Raw genomic sequence first — 18416 nt, forward strand, 5'->3', positions numbered from 1 at the left:
TCCTGTAGGCCCTCTCAATTCACTTACAGAAATAGGATAATATATTATATTACTAAAATTAATAGTTATTAATTTTAGCCCTCCACACATTCCTTTATGAATTTCTGAAACGCTATAGCCCTATGGCTATAACGATTTTTTTCTTCCTCACTCATTTCTGCGAAAGTACGGCTCGGTCTGTCATATTGCTTCCGCTCCTGTGCAGGAATGAACATCGGATCATACCCATGGCCAAATCCCCCTCTGGGAGGCCAGCATACCTCACCATGACATTCACCCCTTACTAAATGGGTCTCCCCATCCGGCCAAGCAAGACAAAGCACTGCAACAAAATAAGCTGATTGATCCTCATTTCTGCTGGCTACCATCTCATCATGCACACGTTTCATTGCATAATTCATGTCACGCTCGGGACCAGACCAGCGGGCAGAGTAAATACCAGGCAATCCATCTATCGCTGCAACACAGAAACCCGAATCATCGGCTAAAGCAGGCAGACCAGTCGCTCTTGCTGCGGCAAGAGCTTTCAAAGCAGCATTCCCTTCAAAACTATCTTCCGTCTCTTCGGGTTCTCCAAGGTGAAACTCCTCCACAGAGCGCACCTTGATACTATGAGGCTGGAGAAGCTGCATGAATTCATGCAGCTTACCTTTATTATGCGTTGCAAGCACCAATTCAGACCCTGCTGGCAATCGCCTATTATGATCCGGCATAATGTCTCCCCTACCTTATTGCTGAAGAGCTTTATTCTGGGCTGCAATCAAATCCTTAATTCCCTTTTGTGCTAACTCAAAAAGGGTAAAGAACTCCTGCTTATCAAAAGGTTTTTCTTCTGCTGTTCCCTGAATCTCGACAATACCGCCTTCACTCGTCATGACGAAATTTGTGTCAGCCTGTGCAGAACTATCCTCGACGTAATCAAGATCCAGCACAGCACCAGCTTCTGTCAAACCACACGATATTGCGGCAATTTGTGCTGTCAGAGCTGATGATTTTCCAAGTTTTTTCAGAGCAACTGCAAGTGCTACCCAGGCACCTGTAATTGAAGCGCAACGCGTCCCACCATCGGCATTAATGACGTCACAATCAAGTGTGATCGTACACTCGCCTAATGCCTTCAAATCCACACATGCGCGCAAAGAACGTCCGATCAGACGCTGGATCTCCTGCGTGCGACCTGATTGCTTACCTTTCGCAGCTTCACGGTTACCACGCGTATGCGTTGCACGGGGTAACATACCATATTCAGCTGTAATCCAGCCTTGCCCCTTATTTCTCAGAAAAGGGGGCACACGCTGTTCAACGGAAGCAGCACACAGAACTTCAGTCCCTCCTACACGAATAAGGACCGATCCCTCAGCATGTCGTGCAAAACCTATTTCAATAGAAACGGGACGACCCTCATCACAGGCACGCCCAGACGGACGGTTGGTCATAAAATATCCTTATATTAATGGATCTTGGGCAAGATCACCCAGACATGATCTTCTTACTATAAAGAGATTCCGCCCTTTCGTCATGATCTGTTACCTATTAAGAAAAAGGGGAATAGAAAATACCTAAGTATTCCATAATGAGAAATAAAATATCCGTGAGTTTCCTATATGTTTTAGTAAATAAAAAATGATTTATTCTCCTATTAATGAGGGTGATAAAGATTTCCTATAAAAGATTGTTTTCCGAGGAAAAACGACCATGCTGTCTCGCTCTGTTTTATGGCTGCCCATTCTATCAATTACTCTCATCCCACTATGGACAAGCAGCGTAAGGACAGCCGAAGCTTCAGAGATTACATTTGCTGTTATTGGGCCGCATGAATATGATCTGCCCGTTGACTTCAAAACGCCATTCAACGTCTTTGTGCAATATGGAGACGGAAATGCTGCCGGGCAGCATTATAACAGCAAGGGGAATCGCCATGGAGGTGGCGGTACCCATAACTGGTCAGGCATGAGTAAATATGTCCATTTCTGGACTTTTGACTCCATTCCTCATGTAGGATTTGCCTATGAAATTATTCAAAATGAAAGCTATACATTAGCAAACGGTAAAAATTATGGTGGTCTCGGTGGCACAATTACGGGACCAGCTGTCTGGTTTAAACCCAATAAAAGAAGTACTTTTGGTATTCAGGTCTTTATGCAGACACCGACTGGAACACGTCAGAATATTGCCCCGAATTACTGGTCAGCCCTTACAAGCTTTATGTTCGATTATGAATGGGATCATTTTGGTTTTGACGGTGACCTCGGCGCCGTTTCTGCCTCAACCAAACATATTAAAGGTGAACATTCTTACCACCCTGGAACCGTCTTTCATATGAATCTGCGTTTCAGCTGGAAAGCAAGCAAGGAATGGGAACCCTTCCTGGCTTTGGACTGGCAGAATGGTGCTGGATTATATGACAATACATTAAATCATTACCTAAAAGATACAAATACCCGTGAAGTAGCATTGGGTCTGGGGGTGATGTGGAACATAACCCCCCGTATCAACCTTACAGCCCGTTACTCCCATTCCGTCGAAGGACGAAATGTTCCTGAAACAGATGCCTATTATCTCAAATTTGTTTATCTTTTCGACGGTGCTGTTTTCTTCGGTCATTAAAACTGGCTGTTATGGCCTAACCTGACCGGAACCAATAACCTCGTAACGGAACGTCTCCAGCTGAGCAGGGCCAACAGGACCGCGAGCATGGATACGTCCTGTTGCGATGCCTATTTCAGCACCAAACCCGAATTCTCCGCCATCACAGAACTGCGTGGAGCTATTCCACATCACTACTGCACTTTCTGTATGATCCATAAAATAACGGGCAGCTTTTTCATCCATTGTCAGAATTGCTTCCGTGTGACCGGAACTAAAGCGGGCAATATGGGCAAGCGCCTCTTCTATCCCTGCCACAATTTTAATATTCAGCACAGCATCTAGCCACTCTGTTGCAAAATCCTTATCACTTGCACGCGGCAAATCCGGTAAAAAACCAAGCACTTTTTCATCTACTTTAAACTGACATCCCTTTTCAGACAAATCAGCGATCAATAAGGGCAAAAGATCAGGAGCAATATCCTGGTCAATCAAAAGCGTCTCTGTTGCACTGCAAATACCAGGACGACGCATTTTTGCATTCAAAAGCACGTTTCGAGCCATATCAAAATCAGCTTTTTTGTGAATATAGCTATGGCATAACCCCTGAGCATGAGCGAGCACAGGAACGCGCGCTTCCTGCTGTACACGCTCAACCAGAGCGCGTCCCCCACGCGGAATAATCAGATCAATCAACCCTGAGGCTGATAACATATCTGCCACATGGCGACGATCAGAATCTGGCACCATCAGAACAATATCATCAGGCATGAAAACAGATTTCAATCCAGCCTGAATAGCCTGTAAAAGAACCTTTGACGTCCCGAAACTTTCTGAACCTCCCCGCAAAATCATGGCATTCCCTGACTTAATACCAATAGCGGCCGCATCAACCCCTACATTGGGCCTGCTTTCATAAATCATACCGATCACCCCGACCGGCACAGAAACTTTGCGAATCTTCAATCCATTTGGACGCTCCCATTCCTCAAGGATACGTCCAATAGGATCAGGCAGGTCTGCCACTTCCTCCACACCTCGTGCGATGGCTTCCAACCTGTCAGGCGTTAATGTCAAACGATCTGTAAATGCTTTATTCGCTTCAAGATCTGCAAGATCACACTTATTTGCATCTAAAATCCTGTCCTGGGCATCTCTTAAAGAGCGGGCTATAGCATATAAAGCATTGCAACGCTGTTCTGAAGAAGTGCGCGCCAGGGAGTAACCTGCTTTCCGGGCGCGCTGCGCCAGGGCATGAACCGGGCTACCACTTTCATTCTGTGTCATAGTCCCAGCTCCTCACTTACAAGACAAGGTCATTACGGTGAATGATTTCATCAGGCCCCTTACGCCCCAAACGGGTCGAAATCTCTTCAGACTGACAACCCAGAAGGCGTTTTATTTCCTGTGCATTATAGGCTACCACTCCATGGGCAATCATCATGCCATCTTTTCCATCAATACGGACAAGATCCCCACAAGAAAAAGAGCCTTCAACCGCCATAATTCCGGCAGGAAGCAAAGAACCCCCCAGAGCCAGAGCCTCAATAGCTCCTTCATCAATAATCAAACGATTATGATGTTTCAGGGCGCCTAAAATCCATTTTTTCCGAGCTTGTATTTCCTGCTTTTCAGGTAAGAACCAACTGCACCGTCCCCCTTCCCAAAGCCCCTTTAGAGGATGGGAAACTGTCCCCCTAGCAATTGCCATAGCGCAACCGGAATGCGTCGCAATAGAGGCTGCGACAAGCTTTGTTTTCATTCCTCCTGAAGAATAACCGGGTGGAGGTTCTCCCCCCATCGCCTCAATCTCAGGGGTCAGATGTTCAATAACTGATATATGCTGCGCTGTCTGGTCAAGACGAGGATCTGCCGTATAAAGCCCATCGATATCAGAAAGCAGAACCAGCTGATCAGCCCCAATCATCTGCGCTATACGGGCTGCCAGACGGTCATTATCACCAAAGCGGATTTCATAGGTTGAAATAGTGTCATTTTCGTTGACGACAGGCACACATCCCAGATGCTCAAGAGCTTCAAAGGTATCGCGTGCCATAAGATAACGCTGACGGTTTTCTGTATCATCTGCTGTAAAAAGTACTTGCGAGGCCATAAGACCTTCCTGCGCCAAGACCTCTCTCCATGACTGAGCCAGCATCATTTGCCCAACAGAGGCAGCCGCCTGTTTCTCTGCCAGCGTCAACATTCCTTCACGCAGACCAAGCTGCCGACGTGCCAGAGCAATCGCTCCAGATGATACAATGACGACAGAAACACCAGACTTTCGTAAAAAAGCAATATCCGCTGCAACGCTCTGCATCCATTCTAGGCGCGGTCGTGCCTGCTCGGGATCAACAACCAGGGCACTGCCAATCTTAACCACAAGCCGTTTGGCCTTCAGTAAAGAAGGAAACATCAAAGAAACAGCCATAAAAGCACCCTGATCGTACTAAGAGGTAATTTTCTTTAAACGATCGTAACAGTCTTGATACTTATTGGCCAGACGGATATCTCTCGCCCCAGACTCTCAAGGTCTAACTCTTTGTCACATAAAAAATGTACATATCACAAGATCACAGGAGTATTCTGCTCTCTGTAATCTGAAGTACGTTTGTAATTCTCAAGATTATTGTAAACAATCTTCTCAACACCATAGTCTATCATTCTCGTATTATAGTTTTTTAAATGAGGAAAAATAGCTCTTGTATAAGGAACAGGTCCTGTCAGCAGAATCACCGCGGCTCGTCCTGTTCCTCCTATATCTTCACTATATAAAGAGATATTGGCTATGACCTGATCTATGACCTTCTTTATAAGGGGATGACCTGCCTGAGATATAATCATCCACTGCATGATCTCTCCCCCAGGCACAAAAGATATAGCAGGCCATAAACCCCAGTTTTTATGAGACGTAGAAACTTCTGACGGCCATTGTGAATATATAAATTCATCACCAGGTTTAATAATTTCTGAAAATGAACGATTAGCCCCGGATTTCATATCAAGATAAACACCACCGCATTTATAGATACATAAATAACGAAAAAAATCTGCCTGAGCAGCTCCATAACGTGGATTTATCCTTAGATAGTAATTCAATATTTCCCAGCCATAATTTTCATAGATAAAATCTATCCTATCTTTTTGAGAATAATATACATAATTAAAATCTTTATTTTTTGATTTTAAATCAATAACATTATCTATGAATTGATCGTCGATATTTAATGAATTTTCCGTTTGGTGAATAATATGTGGTATATTTTTACTTTTTTTAAAATTCGGTATCAAAAAAGGTTTATATGAATCTTTAAAAATAAATATAGAGCAATAGTTAATTATATCATTCGAAAAATTACTTAATATGCGTTCATTTTCATATGAAAAAGACCCATCTGGATTGGCTATCAGGACTTTATTATCCTTTAAAATAAAAACATATTTCCCTATTTCACGTATTCTGTATCCAAATAGATTCAGCTCATTAAAACCAATGATAACTGATTTTCCTTCGTCATAATCACATAAATTTATATGACAAAGTTTTCCATGTTCATATGATACAAAAGAACGGAAATAGGTGATAATCATATATAAAAAAACCTTATTCGATTCTGATACACTAAAAAATTATAATATAAATGGCACTTTATCCTTAAAAAAATCCATTCTGCTTTTATAGTAAGGTATATTAATATATGATAATTCTTCTTTTTTTATATCAATTATTTTTATATTATGATCTCTTCGGGTTATTTCATGATATAATACATTCGAATACATAATAGACCCGGTCACTCTCAGGACTGAGATCATAGAACTACCAATCAATGTCTCATTATAATAGGAAATATTATAAAGTACCTGCTTAATAACCTTCTTCATAAGGGGGTGACCTGCCCTACATATAATGAACCATTGCGCAAGCATCCCCTGATCAAAATAGGATATCTCCTTCGAACGCTCTAATTCTGTATCATCCAAGATCAGTCCCTGTTCCTTTTCAGACTCTCCCGAGGCAAGATATTTGCCAACATTTTTCTTGGTTTTACAATAAGAGAGCAAGAATTTATCACCTGGATTGATGATTTCTGACAAGGGCTTATTTGCTCCGGATTTCATATCGAGATAAACACCACCACATTTATAGATACATAAATAACGAAAAAAATCCGCCCGCGCTGCCCCATATCTGGGACAAATTTTAAGATAATATTTTAGAATCTCCCAACCATAATTTTCATAAATAAAATCAAACACATCACGGTCTGAATAATATCTATATTCATAATCTTTATTGAGCGCCCTAAGTCCTCTTACATTTCCTTCAAACTGTCTATCTATAGCAAAGGGCGATTCCGTCTGATGTATGATCTTACTAATCTCTTCAGCCTCTTCGATATCAGGCAAGAGTGGCAAAACTATTTTTTCTTTTTGCTCAAAAAGAATATAATATTGTAAGAGGGATTCTATATCCTTTTGGGTCTGTATTAATTCTACTGATTTATAACAGAAATTACCGCCCGGCTCAGCCGATAAGACGCCTTCCGTACACCCTATTATAATGAATTTGTCTGCTTCAGTAACAACAAACCCAAAATCCTGTAGAGATTTAATCGTCAATACTTCATAAGCAGGATTATCGCACTCGCATAAATTTATATGATGCAGCATTCCTTTAAAGAGACATAGGAATGTTCCAAACTGCGTGATAATCATTATGTTATTCCAATATCCATAAAATCAGAGAATAAGTAGCATAAATATTCGTAAGGAAAACTCATAAAATTTAAAATAAGATTATTTTTGACTTTCATACAAAACGCTTAGAGTTTTCATCCCTTTCCCTTTTCCCAAATCTTTCAAACTCTAAAAATATCAAAGAGCATAATCTGATAGTGAGTGGTACCGTCACCCTGGCGAACAAAGTCCTTTCGCCTATATAAAAGCCCATGTTATAGAGGCAGAATGACGCGTCCTTCCCTACGGCCTGAGCGGCCTTCTTCTTCGATTCAGAAACCCAGCTTCCGACGCTATCGGACCTTTCTGGCTGTCCTTCTTGGACTAAGCACTTTTGGCCTGGTCGGGTCTGTTGTTATTGCTTGGGGATTTTACACACATTTAAGCGCTGACCTACCAAGTGTTGAAACACTTCAGCATTATAATCCTCCTGTCGTAAGCAGGCTTTATACCTCAGATGACCAGCTTATGGCAGAACTTGCCCATGAACGCCGCGTCTATGTGCCTATTACGGCTGTTCCTGAAAAAGTCAAAAAGGCTTTTATCGCTGCTGAAGATCAGAATTTCTATTCTCATGGCGGTATCGACCCCCTCGCAATCGCCCGTGCAGGCTTGACTGATATTTTCGCCCGCCATGGTAAACGCCCACTCGGTGCATCCACAATCACGCAGCAGGTCGCCAAAGTCATGCTGCTTAATAACAATAATCTGTCACTGACACGTAAAATCCGTGAAGCGCTTTTGGCGCTCCGTATTGAGCAGACTCTTTCCAAAGAGCGTATTCTGGAAATCTATCTTAATGGTATTTATCTGGGAAGTGGCGCTTATGGTGTTGAAGCAGCGGCACAATCCTATTTCAATAAATCCCTGGACCAGCTGAATGATGCAGAAGCAGCCATGCTGGGTGCTTTGCCAAAATCTCCCACAAAATATAACCCCTTTCTCCATCCTGACACAGCATTATGGCGCCGAAACTGGGTTCTTGACCGTATGCAGGAAACAGGTGCCATCTCCAGTAGTGATGCTGAAAGTGCCAAAAAAGAGCCTCTCGTCCCACAGGAAAGAAGACGCTTTGGTCCACTCCCCACAACTGAGTGGTTCTCTGAAGATGTCCGCCGCCAGCTCATCACACAATATGGGGAGACACAGGCTCTCCAAGGTGGTCTGGAAGTTCATACCAGTCTGGACCCATACCTTCAGAAAGTCAGCACACGCGCCCTGAGAAATGGCCTTATGGCTTATGACCGGACCCATGGTGGCTGGCGTGGTGCTGTTTCACACCTTGCCGTAACCGACGACTGGTCACATCAATTAGCTTCGCTAACCCCTCCAGCAGGAATGCTGGCAGAGTGGCGTCTGGCTATAATCCTTCCAGAATCCTCAAATTCTGTAGGCTGGAATGAAAATGGGCAGATCAGGAAAGCGTCATTAAAAGCTAATGATATTGCCTGGAGCCGCCGGACCCATCCTTTACGTTCGGGCGATATTGTCATGATTGAACCCGCATCGGATGGAAATGCAGCCCTTAAACAGATCCCCGAAGTAGAAGGTGCAACAGTCACTCTCAATGCCCATACTGGACGCGTCCTGGCTATGGTCGGAGGGTGGTCTTTTAGGCAAAGCCAGTTCAACCGGGCTACCCAGGCACTTCGCCAACCCGGGTCATCCTTCAAACCGCTGGTCTATCTGGCAGCCATGGAAAAAGGCATAGCCCCTTCCGAAACATTTGATGATTCTCCCATCTCCTTTGGAGACTGGCACCCACAAAATTACGAGCATGATAACTGGGGACAGACAACTTTACATGATGCCCTGAGAGAAAGCCGTAACCTCGTTACAATCCGAGTTGCCGCACATCTGGGTATGGCCGCCGTTGGTGATATGGCCGTCAAGGCAGGTATGGTTGATTCAATGCCGCCTTATCTCCCTGCGGCCTTAGGAGCAGTTGAAACAACCGTGCTGCGTGAAGCAGCTGCTTACGCCGCAATTGCCAATGGAGGCCGCGTCGTAAAACCGACTTTCATAGATTATATCCAGGACCCGGAAGGTACCGTTCTATGGAAACGTGACGGCTTTGCTCTCACGACCCCCGCTCCAAGCGGATTGCCCCAGATAGAAGATCAACGCCCCATATTGGCAAGCCCCCAAAGCGCTTATCAGATGGCAACCATGATGCGCGATGTGATTGCCAGGGGGACTGGCGTTAAGGCCGGTATCGGCATTAAACAGCCAATTGCTGGAAAAACTGGCACCAGTCAGGATTATCGTGATGCCTGGTTTGCAGGATTTTCCCCTGATATTGTCACAGTTGTCTGGACCGGGTTTGATACACCACGCTCTCTGGGCCGTAACGAAACAGGCTCACGCGTATCAGCGCCCATCTGGAATGAAATCATGAAGGCAGCCCTGTCAAAACTGCCCGAGCGTGATTTCCCTGCGCCTGATGGGGTGATTCTTGCCCGTTACAATACAGGCCGCATCATGGCTATTGATGCTTTCAAGGATGACCAGACACCCGGGGCTTCTGTTCCACTTCATGGATTTGGTGCTGGCACACAGGCCCTTACAGCCAGTGATACAGGTGCTGATATGATTCCGGACTCTGAAGAAAATATGGGCGGGCTCGCCGGGAGCAGTCTGGAAAGTGGGACCGTGCTACCGCCTCCTTCAGCTAATCCTGCTTCTCCTTCCAGCAACAAAAATGCACCTGCTCAATCCTCACATAGTGACATTGGTGTAGGGGGCCTATACTAAAAGGCTCCCTGGAATTTTGCGTTCTTTATCATTTTAAATGGAGATAATCATTCATGTCGGCTGAGACAGAAGCCCTTTCCCAGCAAATCAAGCAGTCTGTAGAACTGCTGAGGAGGCATCTTTGACTGGGATGTCGCAACTACCCGTCTTGCTGAGCTTAATCAGCGTGTAGAAGACCCTGATCTCTGGAACGATGCAGAAGCAGCCCAGAAGATCATGCGGGAACGCACATTACTGTCCAACCAGATCGAAGGTGTCCAACAGCTCGAAAAAGAGACCCAGGACACGCTCGAAATGGTCGAACTGGCCGAAATGGAAAATGATGCTGATCTGATTGAGGACAGCACTAAAGTCCTGCGTCAATTAGCTTTACAGGCACAGCAGCGTGAAACTGAAAGCATGCTTTCAGGTGAAGCTGATGCCAATGACTGTTACCTGGAAGTCAATGCAGGTGCTGGTGGCACAGAAGCCCAGGATTGGGCAAGCATGTTACTGCGCATGTACACACGCTGGGCTGAACAGCATGGCTATAAGGTCTCTTTGATTGAATCCAGTGATGGCGAGCAGGCAGGCATTAAATCAGCAACCATTTTGGTAAGTGGTCCCAATGCTTATGGCTGGTTGAAAACAGAAGCTGGCGTGCATCGGCTTGTCCGCATCTCTCCCTTTGATTCAGCAGCACGCCGCCATACCTCTTTTTCATCGGTCTGGGTTTATCCCGTCGTTGACGACTCGATTGAAATTGAAGTCAATGATTCTGACCTGCGTGTTGACACGTTCCGGGCCTCTGGCGCCGGCGGGCAGCATATTAACAAGACAGACTCAGCAATCCGCATAACCCATATCCCAACCGGAATTGTGGTTGCCTGTCAGACTGATCGTTCCCAACACCGCAACCGCGCAACAGCCATGGAAATGCTAAAAGCACGTCTTTACGAAGCAGAGCTTCAGAAGCGTGAGGCAGCAGCTGCGGAGAATGAAGCAGCGAAAACAGATATTGGCTGGGGGCATCAGATCCGTTCTTATGTGCTGGCACCTTACCAACTGGTCAAGGATCTCCGCACCAATGTGGAGAAAGGCAATCCTGATGCTGTTCTTGACGGTGATCTCGACGATTTCATGGCGGCCTCATTGGCCCAGAGAGTAGGCGGCACACGTTCTGAGGCAAGTGCGCAAGCACAATAACCCCACCTGACGATGATAGGCTAAGGTCAGTTTATGAAGATATTGACCTTAGCCTGAACCATAATTTCCGGCCTTAATACCGGCTTCTGTAATTGGGAGATAGTTTTACCCTTTTATGCAAAAGAGGATGATAGTAATTTGCATTTAGTGTATAGTCCCCCTGAGCATATAACAGGGGCTTTCTGATCCGACGTTCTGAAACTGGCACAGGATAAAAAGGTTTTACTATGAAACATTATGTTGCCCAACAGCATAGGCCCGTTGACTATGCCATTGCTATCGGGGTGACATGTCTGATTGCTGGCGTTGCGTTATTTTCCCTCAACCAGCAACACTCGGCCATGCAGAGGGCAACTGCAACATTATCACCCCTACAAACAACGATTATTGCTCAAACCCCCTCTCAGGAATCTGCTGCCGCTCCCCCGCCCCCCGCAATGGTCGAACCGGCAGACCCTTATATTCCCCCTCCAAAACTGAATATTGCGAAGCAGGCACACCCTATTGAACATGTAACGCATAAAAAACCTGTCAAAGCACAAAAAAACGCTCAGCCTTCTAAAACGCAGCACCCCTCTGACAGTCAGTCCCAATCAACACAGGGCACTACCGGAAAAGCCAATGAGGGAGCAGCAAATGGCTCTCCCAGTGCGGGAGACCATTCAGCAGGGGCAGTCCCTGTTAATAATGTTCAGCCCGAATATCCGCCAGAAGCACAGGAGCAAAGCCGGGAAGGAAGTGTAACGGCTGTTTGTGATATTCTGACAAATGGCAGACCGGCAAATTGCAAGTTACTCAAAGTCCGTGGTGGCCATGATTTTGCTGAAAGTGCGCTGGAGTTTTTAAATGAGTCAGGCGTACGTTATCAGCCCGCAATCATGAATGGTCAGCCCGTCATTGAGCATAACCACGTGCTCCATATTGATTTTACACTCAATGATGGCATGAATTAAGGGACCATAATGCCAGATAGTCTTTTATGCTTCCCATTATCTACCAGAGTTTCTGTTTTCTACCATAATCACGCGATGAAAGAGGATTACCAAGCGTCATGACCGGACCTTCTCACCACCTGACACGTTCTGACATCTCTTTTGCCCAGCGAAATCGTTCCTGTGCGCTTGCCCTGGTTTTAGGACTTGGCGGGGTGTTCTGCCTGCCATCCGCTGTTCTTGCACAGTCAGAACCAAATTACAGTATCCAGGTTGACGCTTCACACCCAGAGACCCTCCCCTCTGCCCCACAGACTCAACAATCTGCTCCATCAACAGCTCCCCAGGCCGAACTTCCATCATCAGCACAAGAAGGTGCTAACTCTGTTGCTCTCCTTAGCAAAGATAAAACCGATATAGCTCCGACAACCAATCCCTATGGTCTGAAGGCCCTCTGGCAGAACGGTGATAATATTGCCAGAATCGTCCTTCTCATTCTTCTCATCATGTCCGCAGGTACATGGGTCGTTCTAATCGTCAAACTGATTGAGCAGGCACGTCTCTTTAACGCAGATCGTGAAGTAAAACGTGAATTCTGGAAAAATGGATCTGTTTCCCAAGGCGTACAGGCTCTTAAAGGAAATTCCCCTTTCCGCTACATTGCTGAAACCGGCCTGGCAGCAACGGACCAATATAAGGGGGCAATCACACAGCAGATTGACCGTCAGTCATGGATCGCCATGTCTCTCCGTCGTTCAGTGGATATGATTGGCGCCCGTTTACAAACTGGCCTTGCTTTTCTGGGAACAGTCGGTTCGATTGCTCCTTTTGTCGGTTTATTCGGAACAGTCTGGGGGATTTATCATGCCCTGACAGCAATCGGGATTGCAGGACAGGCTACGATCGACAAAGTTGCTGGACCTGTTGGTGAATCCCTGATTATGACTGCTATCGGCCTTGCCACGGCTGTTCCTGCTGTTTTAGCCTATAACTGGCTTGTCCGCCGCAATAAGGCTGCGATGGAACGTGTCAGGAATTTTTCCTCTGACATGCACTCAATCCTGATTGGCGGTTTCCGTCATGATGCTGTTTTCAACAAGGACGCCCAGTCCCCTTCTAGTACACCTGAAAGTCAGGCATAAAATGGCGATCTCCTTTAATAGTGGAGATGATCATGATGAAAATGAGGTGGTATCGGAAATCAATACCACCCCACTTGTCGATGTCATGCTGGTGCTCCTCATCATATTTCTGATCACAATCCCTGTTGCGACACATACTGTTAAAGTCAATCTGCCGGTTGAGCGCAACCAGCCGACCCAGACAAAAATCGGAAATATTGTTCTGGCTGTGCTTTCTGACGGGCGGGTTTACTGGAATCAGGAACTATTGTCTGACCACACATCTTTAATGGAAAAGCTACAGGCCGTTGCAGGGCAGAATCCACAACCACAGATTCAGATCCGTGGTGATGGTAACGCGCAATATGCTGCTATCGGACCTATTATTGAAGCATGTCAGGAAGCGGGGATTGCCCATGTCGATTTTATTACGCTCCCCCCTCATGGCTGATATTTCCTGATCGAACCGTTTAACTGGAGAAGACCCCCATGTCTCCCGATCTTGGCACTAATAATTCACACGAAGATGACAGCCTCGTTGACATTAATACGACACCCTTAATTGATGTCATGCTTGTTCTATTGATCATGTTAATCGTGACAATTCCATTGCAGACCCATTCTGTTTCCATCGACCTTCCTCAGAATAAAAGCCAGGCTGAGACAAACCATACACCGCCAGTTACGCTCGATATCAATTACGATAACAGTTTGAGCTGGAATGGCACTCTTTTAACCTCAGAAGAGGATTTGCAGAATCATCTACGTGCCAGTGTTGAACAGGATGGGGCAGAAGGTCCGGAACTCCATATCCATCCAGACCGTCTAGCAAGCTATAAGACTGTTGCCCACGTACTGGCAGACGCCCAAAAATCAGGCGTCAGGAAACTGGGCATTATCGGGCTGGAGCAATTCACAGAAGGACAATAATTGTGGCACATTTCCGCTTCCGTGGTTTTTCCGCTTTACTGTGCGGTACATTCCTTCTGGCAGGTATCCAATCCTCTTATGCTGATGAAGCCGTCCTAAGACCAGATATCGGGCGCGCTCTGGAACAGGCCCAGAAAGACCTTTCTGAACGCCATTATAACCAGGCGATTGCAGCGATGGATGCAGCGGAGATTATCCCCAATAAAACTCCCTACGAGACACACGTCATTAACCAGATGAAAGTCGCCATTGCCATTCAAACAGCGAATGTGACGGAGGCTTTCCGTGCGTCTGAAACCTTAATCAAAGACCCTCTTACATCTGCACAGGAAAAAGCCAGATTACTCTCTGCCGAAATAAGTCTGGCTTATAAAAACAAAAATTATGATGCCGCTGCCCAGGCAGCAGAACGTTATCTGAACGAAATTGGCCCTAATGAGCAAACCAGCCTACTCCTGACACAAGCCTTTTATCTCAATCATAATTGGCCCAAAACACTTAGAGCCGCTGAAAAAAGCCTGGAAGCTTCAAAAAAATCCGGCAAAAATCCTTCTGAAACGCAATTACAATTGCTTGGACTAGCCGCCACGCATTTGAAAGATCAGGCACACATAAATCAGGCCTACACGCTGCTGGCCAGATATTATCCAAAACCACAATACTGGCAGGCCCTGATCCAGTCTCTCATGACAAATCATGCCCTCTCACCAACTTTATCCTTCACGCTCCAGAGATTGAGGTTCCTGACCCATAATCTTAAGGACCCGGCTGACCTCAAAGATATGGTTGAGAGAGCTGTGCAGCTTGGTCACGCAACATTAGCGCTTCATCTTTTGGATCAGGCACATAAACAAGGTCTTATAGGAAATGGTATTACTGAAAATGACTATGACCATTTCCATGATTTTATTACGCTTAAAGCCCAAACAGAGCAGGAAAACCTTGCTGAAGCAGTTAAAAAGGCACAGTCTGACTCCAGAGCAACATTCTCCTTAAAAACAGGATATAATCTCATCTTTGCCGGGCAGGCAGAACAGGGATTAGCCCTGATGGAAGAAGGTTTAAAAAAGCATCCCTCTGGACAAAAACAGGCCTTACTCCTTTATGCCTTAGCTCAAAACGACGCTGGCAGAACAAACGAAGCGCTCACAACCCTGAAGCAGCTTAATGGAACAGCAACGGCAGACACATTGGCCCAATTATGGTCCGTCGCCTTGGCTTCAGAAAAGCCTTGATAGAATTCAGAATCATCACGTCATAAATCCATATCAAATGATTCTGTTTCCTTGTCAGGATTGTGTACCCTTCAGATAGTTTAAGTTCTAAGAACCTTAAATGTTAGAAAATCGCTGGCTATTTTCATATCATCTCTCATAGTGAACCAAAAAAGGCTGAGCCGATGCAGCAACAACACGCACAGAATTCTTCCCGGAAATTGACATTTCCTGTAACAGTGCTCTCTTTTTTCAAAATCGTTGCTTTTGTACTATTTTTGGTCCTTGGGTCTGCCATTTCTGTCCGGAACAGTTATGCTGAAACTGCTGCATCAGTGACAACGTCCCATATTTCAGAGCAACAAACCGAGCAGCTCCTGACGGTCTTAAAAGACCCTAAGAAACGACAGGATTTCATTACAACACTCCAAAATCTTTCCACTGCCCAGAAAACAGTCGATAAAAGCACTACTTTGCTTGGTACAGGCTGGGATAAAATTGCCGATATCAGCAGTAATAGTCTGGAAGAATTAAAAACCCTGGGGAAAACCGTTACCAATTTCAGGGAATTGGTACCGTGGATTCACCACGTTATGAAGACCCCCAGCGTGCAACGTGAAATCATACGGATCTCCATTCGCGTAGCAATTCTGGTCATTGGTGGCGTTGCACTGGCCTATTGTACATACCTCCTCCTACGCACACCACGTAAAAAACTGGAGCTAAAAGCCCAACGATTTAATCGCGACAATATCCAGGACGATCTTAAAAACCTCAGGGAAAGCAGAGACACTGCCAATAAACAGTCAAAGGAGACGTCCCCCCCCTCAGAAGGTGACAGTCCTGACAAGAAAGCCCAGATACAGGATACGGAAAAACGTATGCAGCGTCAGGGAGCCATGGCCTATCTGATGGTCACACTGCGGCGTTTTCCATATACATTTGGCCGCTTTATAATGGATCTGCTTGGGGTCTGCATGTTTCCCCTCATTGCCTTACTGATCCAGAGTTTTGACCCCGATCCTGACGCCCAGACCATGAGAGCAATCTGGAGCATCACCTGGTTTGCTGTAGTCGGTCTTGCCGTCTGGATTGCCCTACTACGTGCCCTTTTTTCACCTGAAAAACCATGGTTGCGCCTAACGACCTTAAGCGATGAAACATCCACCTTCCTCTTTAAGGGCTTACGCAATATCGGTCATGTAACATCATGGGGAATTACAGCCCTTATTATCCTCAAGGATTGCACCTTACCTGAGTCCATAGGCCTCTCTTTGGCGAAAATATTGGCCCTGATTGTCCATATCATGATTGCCCTCCTCATTCTGGGTAGCCGCTCCAATGTCAACTGGGCCCTTAACAGGGCAGCTGAACATAATAAACGGCTAGCCCCCATTCTACATTTTGTTGCCAAATGTTGGTGGGTTATCGCCTTATTTTTCGTCTTTGCCCTCTGGCTTGTTTGGGCTGCTGAAATTCCGGGCGGCTATACGATGATCCTGCGCATTACAGGTCGTACTGTCATCGCCCTGATCATTATGCGTGTACTAAGTATCTTTGCCTATGGTGGTCTTGAACGTTTTTTCAACTCACTTGACCGGTGGTCCATCAGCAAAGAAACAAGAACCAGGATCCTGCGTTACTACCCGGCAGCACAGCGTGTCGTGAGTTTCATCATCATCATCCTGACAATTCTTGCCCTAACAATCGCCTGGGGCACACCTGCTTATGAGGTCATTGGTAAACATACGATCGGGGCACGAATTCTTTCCTCTCTCGCGACGGTCATCATAAGCCTGCTTATTGGTGTTATTATCTGGGAAGTGGCCAATGTCACAATCGAACATAAAATCCGTCAGATAGAACAGGACGGGACAGGAAACTATAAAGCCCGTATGGCGCGGATCCGCACGTTACAGCCCATGTTACGGATCCTGTTACTTGTTATTCTGACTGCCATCATCAGTCTGACAGTCCTGTCCCAGCTCGGAGTAAATATTGCGCCTCTCCTAGCAGGTGCTTCAATTTTTGGTGTTGCCCTTGGCTTTGGATCACAGAAACTCGTGCAAGATTTCATCAGTGGCATCTTCCTGCTGATGGAAAATGCCCTGACTGTCGGAGATGCTGTCACATTAAACGGCACTTATGGAATTGTTGAAAAGCTCTCTCTGCGCACTGTGCATATCAGGGCACTAGATGGCTCAATCAATATCTTCCCTTTCAGCTCGCTTGGACAAATCATTAATTATAATCGTGATTTTGCCCGTGCCCTAATTACGGCTGATGTTTCATACGATACCGATACAGACCTAGCTGTTAAGGCACTCTTTGACATTACCGCAGATATGAGAGCTGACCCGGAATTTAAAAATCTCATTATTGATGACTTTCAACTCTGGGGGGTCGATTCCCTCAACGACTCTTCAGTCTCCATTAAAGGTGCTGTACCAACGACAACAGCGGGAAGGTGGCCTGTTCAACGACAATTTTACCGCCGTCTGAAAAAACTTTTCGAAGAGCGCGGGATTGATATCCCCTTCCCGACACGCACAGTACAATTTGTCAGCGATCTCCCTGTTTCAATAAAAGAAACGGGAAAAAAATCTGATAACGAAAAGGGATCTACTGAAAAAAAGAATGCCCCATAAAAAAATCTCCCTGCTATGAAAGCGGGGAGATTCCGTCCTCAAAACTGATGCAGGAGGCAATTATTTCTGGCAAGCCTTGCCCTGATCATAATTTCGAAGAGCCATAAACGCCCAGATCGCTGCAGGAACCCAGCCCAAAATCGTAATCTGCAAAATCAAGCAGATAATACCTGCAAGAGGCCGCCCGATTGTAAAAAAGGTGAACCAGGGGATAAAAAAAGTAATGAGAATGCGAATCATGATGCAACCTTTCAGCAAAACACTTTACTTTATAGTCAACACACTGGTCTAAAATTGGCGACAAAC

General features: G+C 45.7%; 16 protein-coding genes. 9 read left to right on the forward strand and 7 right to left on the reverse strand.

All coding sequences use genetic code 11. From position 1 onward, the window contains the following. Positions 1 to 74: 74 nt before the first annotated feature. Both rdgB and rph read right to left on the reverse strand, forming a co-directional pair. Positions 75 to 713: an RdgB/HAM1 family non-canonical purine NTP pyrophosphatase gene (gene rdgB / locus AC3B6P_RS01380; protein WP_489804370.1), complete on the reverse strand. Its 639-nt coding sequence runs from the start codon at positions 711 to 713 to the stop codon at positions 75 to 77. A gap of 15 nt (positions 714 to 728) precedes the next feature. Next, the gene (rph, locus tag AC3B6P_RS01385) at positions 729 to 1436 is read right to left on the reverse strand and encodes a ribonuclease PH (RefSeq protein WP_489804371.1); all 708 of its coding nucleotides are present in this window, start codon (positions 1434 to 1436) and stop codon (positions 729 to 731) included. Between the two features lie 259 nt (positions 1437 to 1695). Here rph and AC3B6P_RS01390 point away from each other — a divergent pair, with 259 nt between their 5' ends. After that, complete coding sequence (locus tag AC3B6P_RS01390) at positions 1696 to 2607, forward strand: transporter (protein WP_489804372.1); 912 nt, start codon at positions 1696 to 1698, stop codon at positions 2605 to 2607. A 9-nt stretch (positions 2608 to 2616) separates the two neighbouring features. Here the strand turns inward: AC3B6P_RS01390 and AC3B6P_RS01395 are convergent, their stop codons facing one another. From AC3B6P_RS01395 to AC3B6P_RS01410, 4 genes are all read right to left on the reverse strand, one after another. Further along, positions 2617 to 3873: a glutamate-5-semialdehyde dehydrogenase gene (locus AC3B6P_RS01395; RefSeq protein WP_489804373.1), complete on the reverse strand. Its 1257-nt coding sequence runs from the start codon at positions 3871 to 3873 to the stop codon at positions 2617 to 2619. Positions 3874 to 3889: 16 nt separating this feature from the next. Then, positions 3890 to 5017 (reverse strand): glutamate 5-kinase, encoded by a 1128-nt coding sequence (gene proB / locus AC3B6P_RS01400; protein WP_489804374.1) that lies wholly within the window; start codon positions 5015 to 5017, stop codon positions 3890 to 3892. Positions 5018 to 5151: 134 nt separating this feature from the next. Continuing rightward, positions 5152 to 6177 carry a glycosyltransferase family 32 protein gene (locus tag AC3B6P_RS01405; RefSeq protein WP_489804375.1) on the reverse strand — a complete coding sequence of 342 codons (1026 nt, stop codon included), beginning with the start codon at positions 6175 to 6177 and terminating at the stop codon, positions 5152 to 5154. 39 nt (positions 6178 to 6216) lie between these two features. After that, on the reverse strand, positions 6217 to 7305 hold the full coding sequence (locus tag AC3B6P_RS01410) for a glycosyltransferase family 32 protein (protein ID WP_489804376.1): 1089 nt from the start codon (positions 7303 to 7305) through the stop codon (positions 6217 to 6219). 249 nt (positions 7306 to 7554) lie between these two features. Between AC3B6P_RS01410 and AC3B6P_RS01415 the strand changes: the two genes are divergently transcribed. From AC3B6P_RS01415 to AC3B6P_RS01450, 8 genes are all read left to right on the forward strand, one after another. Continuing rightward, complete coding sequence (locus AC3B6P_RS01415) at positions 7555 to 10080, forward strand: penicillin-binding protein 1A (RefSeq protein WP_489804377.1); 2526 nt, start codon at positions 7555 to 7557, stop codon at positions 10078 to 10080. Positions 10081 to 10133: 53 nt separating this feature from the next. Beyond that, positions 10134 to 11265 (forward strand): peptide chain release factor 2 gene (gene prfB / locus AC3B6P_RS01420; RefSeq protein WP_489804378.1). Its coding sequence is split into 2 segments (ribosomal slippage): positions 10134 to 10202 and positions 10204 to 11265, totalling 1131 coding nucleotides; the frame shifts between segments, so codons are not numbered across the junction. 227 nt (positions 11266 to 11492) lie between these two features. Further along, positions 11493 to 12218 (forward strand): energy transducer TonB, encoded by a 726-nt coding sequence (locus AC3B6P_RS01425; RefSeq protein ID WP_489804379.1) that lies wholly within the window; start codon positions 11493 to 11495, stop codon positions 12216 to 12218. A 98-nt stretch (positions 12219 to 12316) separates the two neighbouring features. Then, the gene (locus tag AC3B6P_RS01430; protein WP_489804380.1) at positions 12317 to 13339 is read left to right on the forward strand and encodes a MotA/TolQ/ExbB proton channel family protein; all 1023 of its coding nucleotides are present in this window, start codon (positions 12317 to 12319) and stop codon (positions 13337 to 13339) included. A gap of 7 nt (positions 13340 to 13346) precedes the next feature. Next, a complete protein-coding gene (locus AC3B6P_RS01435; RefSeq protein ID WP_489805515.1) occupies positions 13347 to 13769 on the forward strand; it encodes an ExbD/TolR family protein in 423 nt (140 codons plus the stop codon). Positions 13770 to 13807: 38 nt separating this feature from the next. After that, positions 13808 to 14248 (forward strand): ExbD/TolR family protein, encoded by a 441-nt coding sequence (locus AC3B6P_RS01440; RefSeq protein WP_489804381.1) that lies wholly within the window; start codon positions 13808 to 13810, stop codon positions 14246 to 14248. A 2-nt stretch (positions 14249 to 14250) separates the two neighbouring features. After that, entirely contained in the window at positions 14251 to 15483 is a 1233-nt protein-coding gene (locus tag AC3B6P_RS01445; protein ID WP_489804382.1) for a hypothetical protein, read from the forward strand. A gap of 164 nt (positions 15484 to 15647) precedes the next feature. After that, the gene (locus tag AC3B6P_RS01450; protein ID WP_489804383.1) at positions 15648 to 18110 is read left to right on the forward strand and encodes a mechanosensitive ion channel family protein; all 2463 of its coding nucleotides are present in this window, start codon (positions 15648 to 15650) and stop codon (positions 18108 to 18110) included. Between the two features lie 60 nt (positions 18111 to 18170). Here AC3B6P_RS01450 and AC3B6P_RS01455 read toward each other — a convergent pair whose 3' ends face one another. After that, on the reverse strand, positions 18171 to 18347 hold the full coding sequence (locus AC3B6P_RS01455; protein WP_489805516.1) for a YqaE/Pmp3 family membrane protein: 177 nt from the start codon (positions 18345 to 18347) through the stop codon (positions 18171 to 18173). Positions 18348 to 18416: the final 69 nt, after the last annotated feature.

The organism is Aristophania sp. ESL1142, from assembly GCF_058107345.1.

What these genes read in the sequence shown, in the direction of transcription:
- AC3B6P_RS01440 (WP_489804381.1), top strand. Translation starts at nt 13,808, where the DNA reads ATGTCTCCCGATCTTGGCACTAATAATTCACACGAAGATGACAGCCTC.
- AC3B6P_RS01395 (WP_489804373.1), bottom strand. Translation starts at nt 3,873, where the DNA reads ATGACACAGAATGAAAGTGGTAGCCCGGTTCATGCCCTGGCGCAGCGC.
- AC3B6P_RS01415 (WP_489804377.1), top strand. Translation starts at nt 7,555, where the DNA reads ATGACGCGTCCTTCCCTACGGCCTGAGCGGCCTTCTTCTTCGATTCAG.
- AC3B6P_RS01405 (WP_489804375.1), bottom strand. Translation starts at nt 6,177, where the DNA reads ATGATTATCACCTATTTCCGTTCTTTTGTATCATATGAACATGGAAAA.
- AC3B6P_RS01450 (WP_489804383.1), top strand. Translation starts at nt 15,648, where the DNA reads ATGCAGCAACAACACGCACAGAATTCTTCCCGGAAATTGACATTTCCT.
- AC3B6P_RS01390 (WP_489804372.1), top strand. Translation starts at nt 1,696, where the DNA reads ATGCTGTCTCGCTCTGTTTTATGGCTGCCCATTCTATCAATTACTCTC.
- rdgB (WP_489804370.1), bottom strand. Translation starts at nt 713, where the DNA reads ATGCCGGATCATAATAGGCGATTGCCAGCAGGGTCTGAATTGGTGCTT.
- AC3B6P_RS01425 (WP_489804379.1), top strand. Translation starts at nt 11,493, where the DNA reads ATGAAACATTATGTTGCCCAACAGCATAGGCCCGTTGACTATGCCATT.
- AC3B6P_RS01410 (WP_489804376.1), bottom strand. Translation starts at nt 7,305, where the DNA reads ATGATTATCACGCAGTTTGGAACATTCCTATGTCTCTTTAAAGGAATG.
- rph (WP_489804371.1), bottom strand. Translation starts at nt 1,436, where the DNA reads ATGACCAACCGTCCGTCTGGGCGTGCCTGTGATGAGGGTCGTCCCGTT.
- AC3B6P_RS01430 (WP_489804380.1), top strand. Translation starts at nt 12,317, where the DNA reads ATGACCGGACCTTCTCACCACCTGACACGTTCTGACATCTCTTTTGCC.
- proB (WP_489804374.1), bottom strand. Translation starts at nt 5,017, where the DNA reads ATGGCTGTTTCTTTGATGTTTCCTTCTTTACTGAAGGCCAAACGGCTT.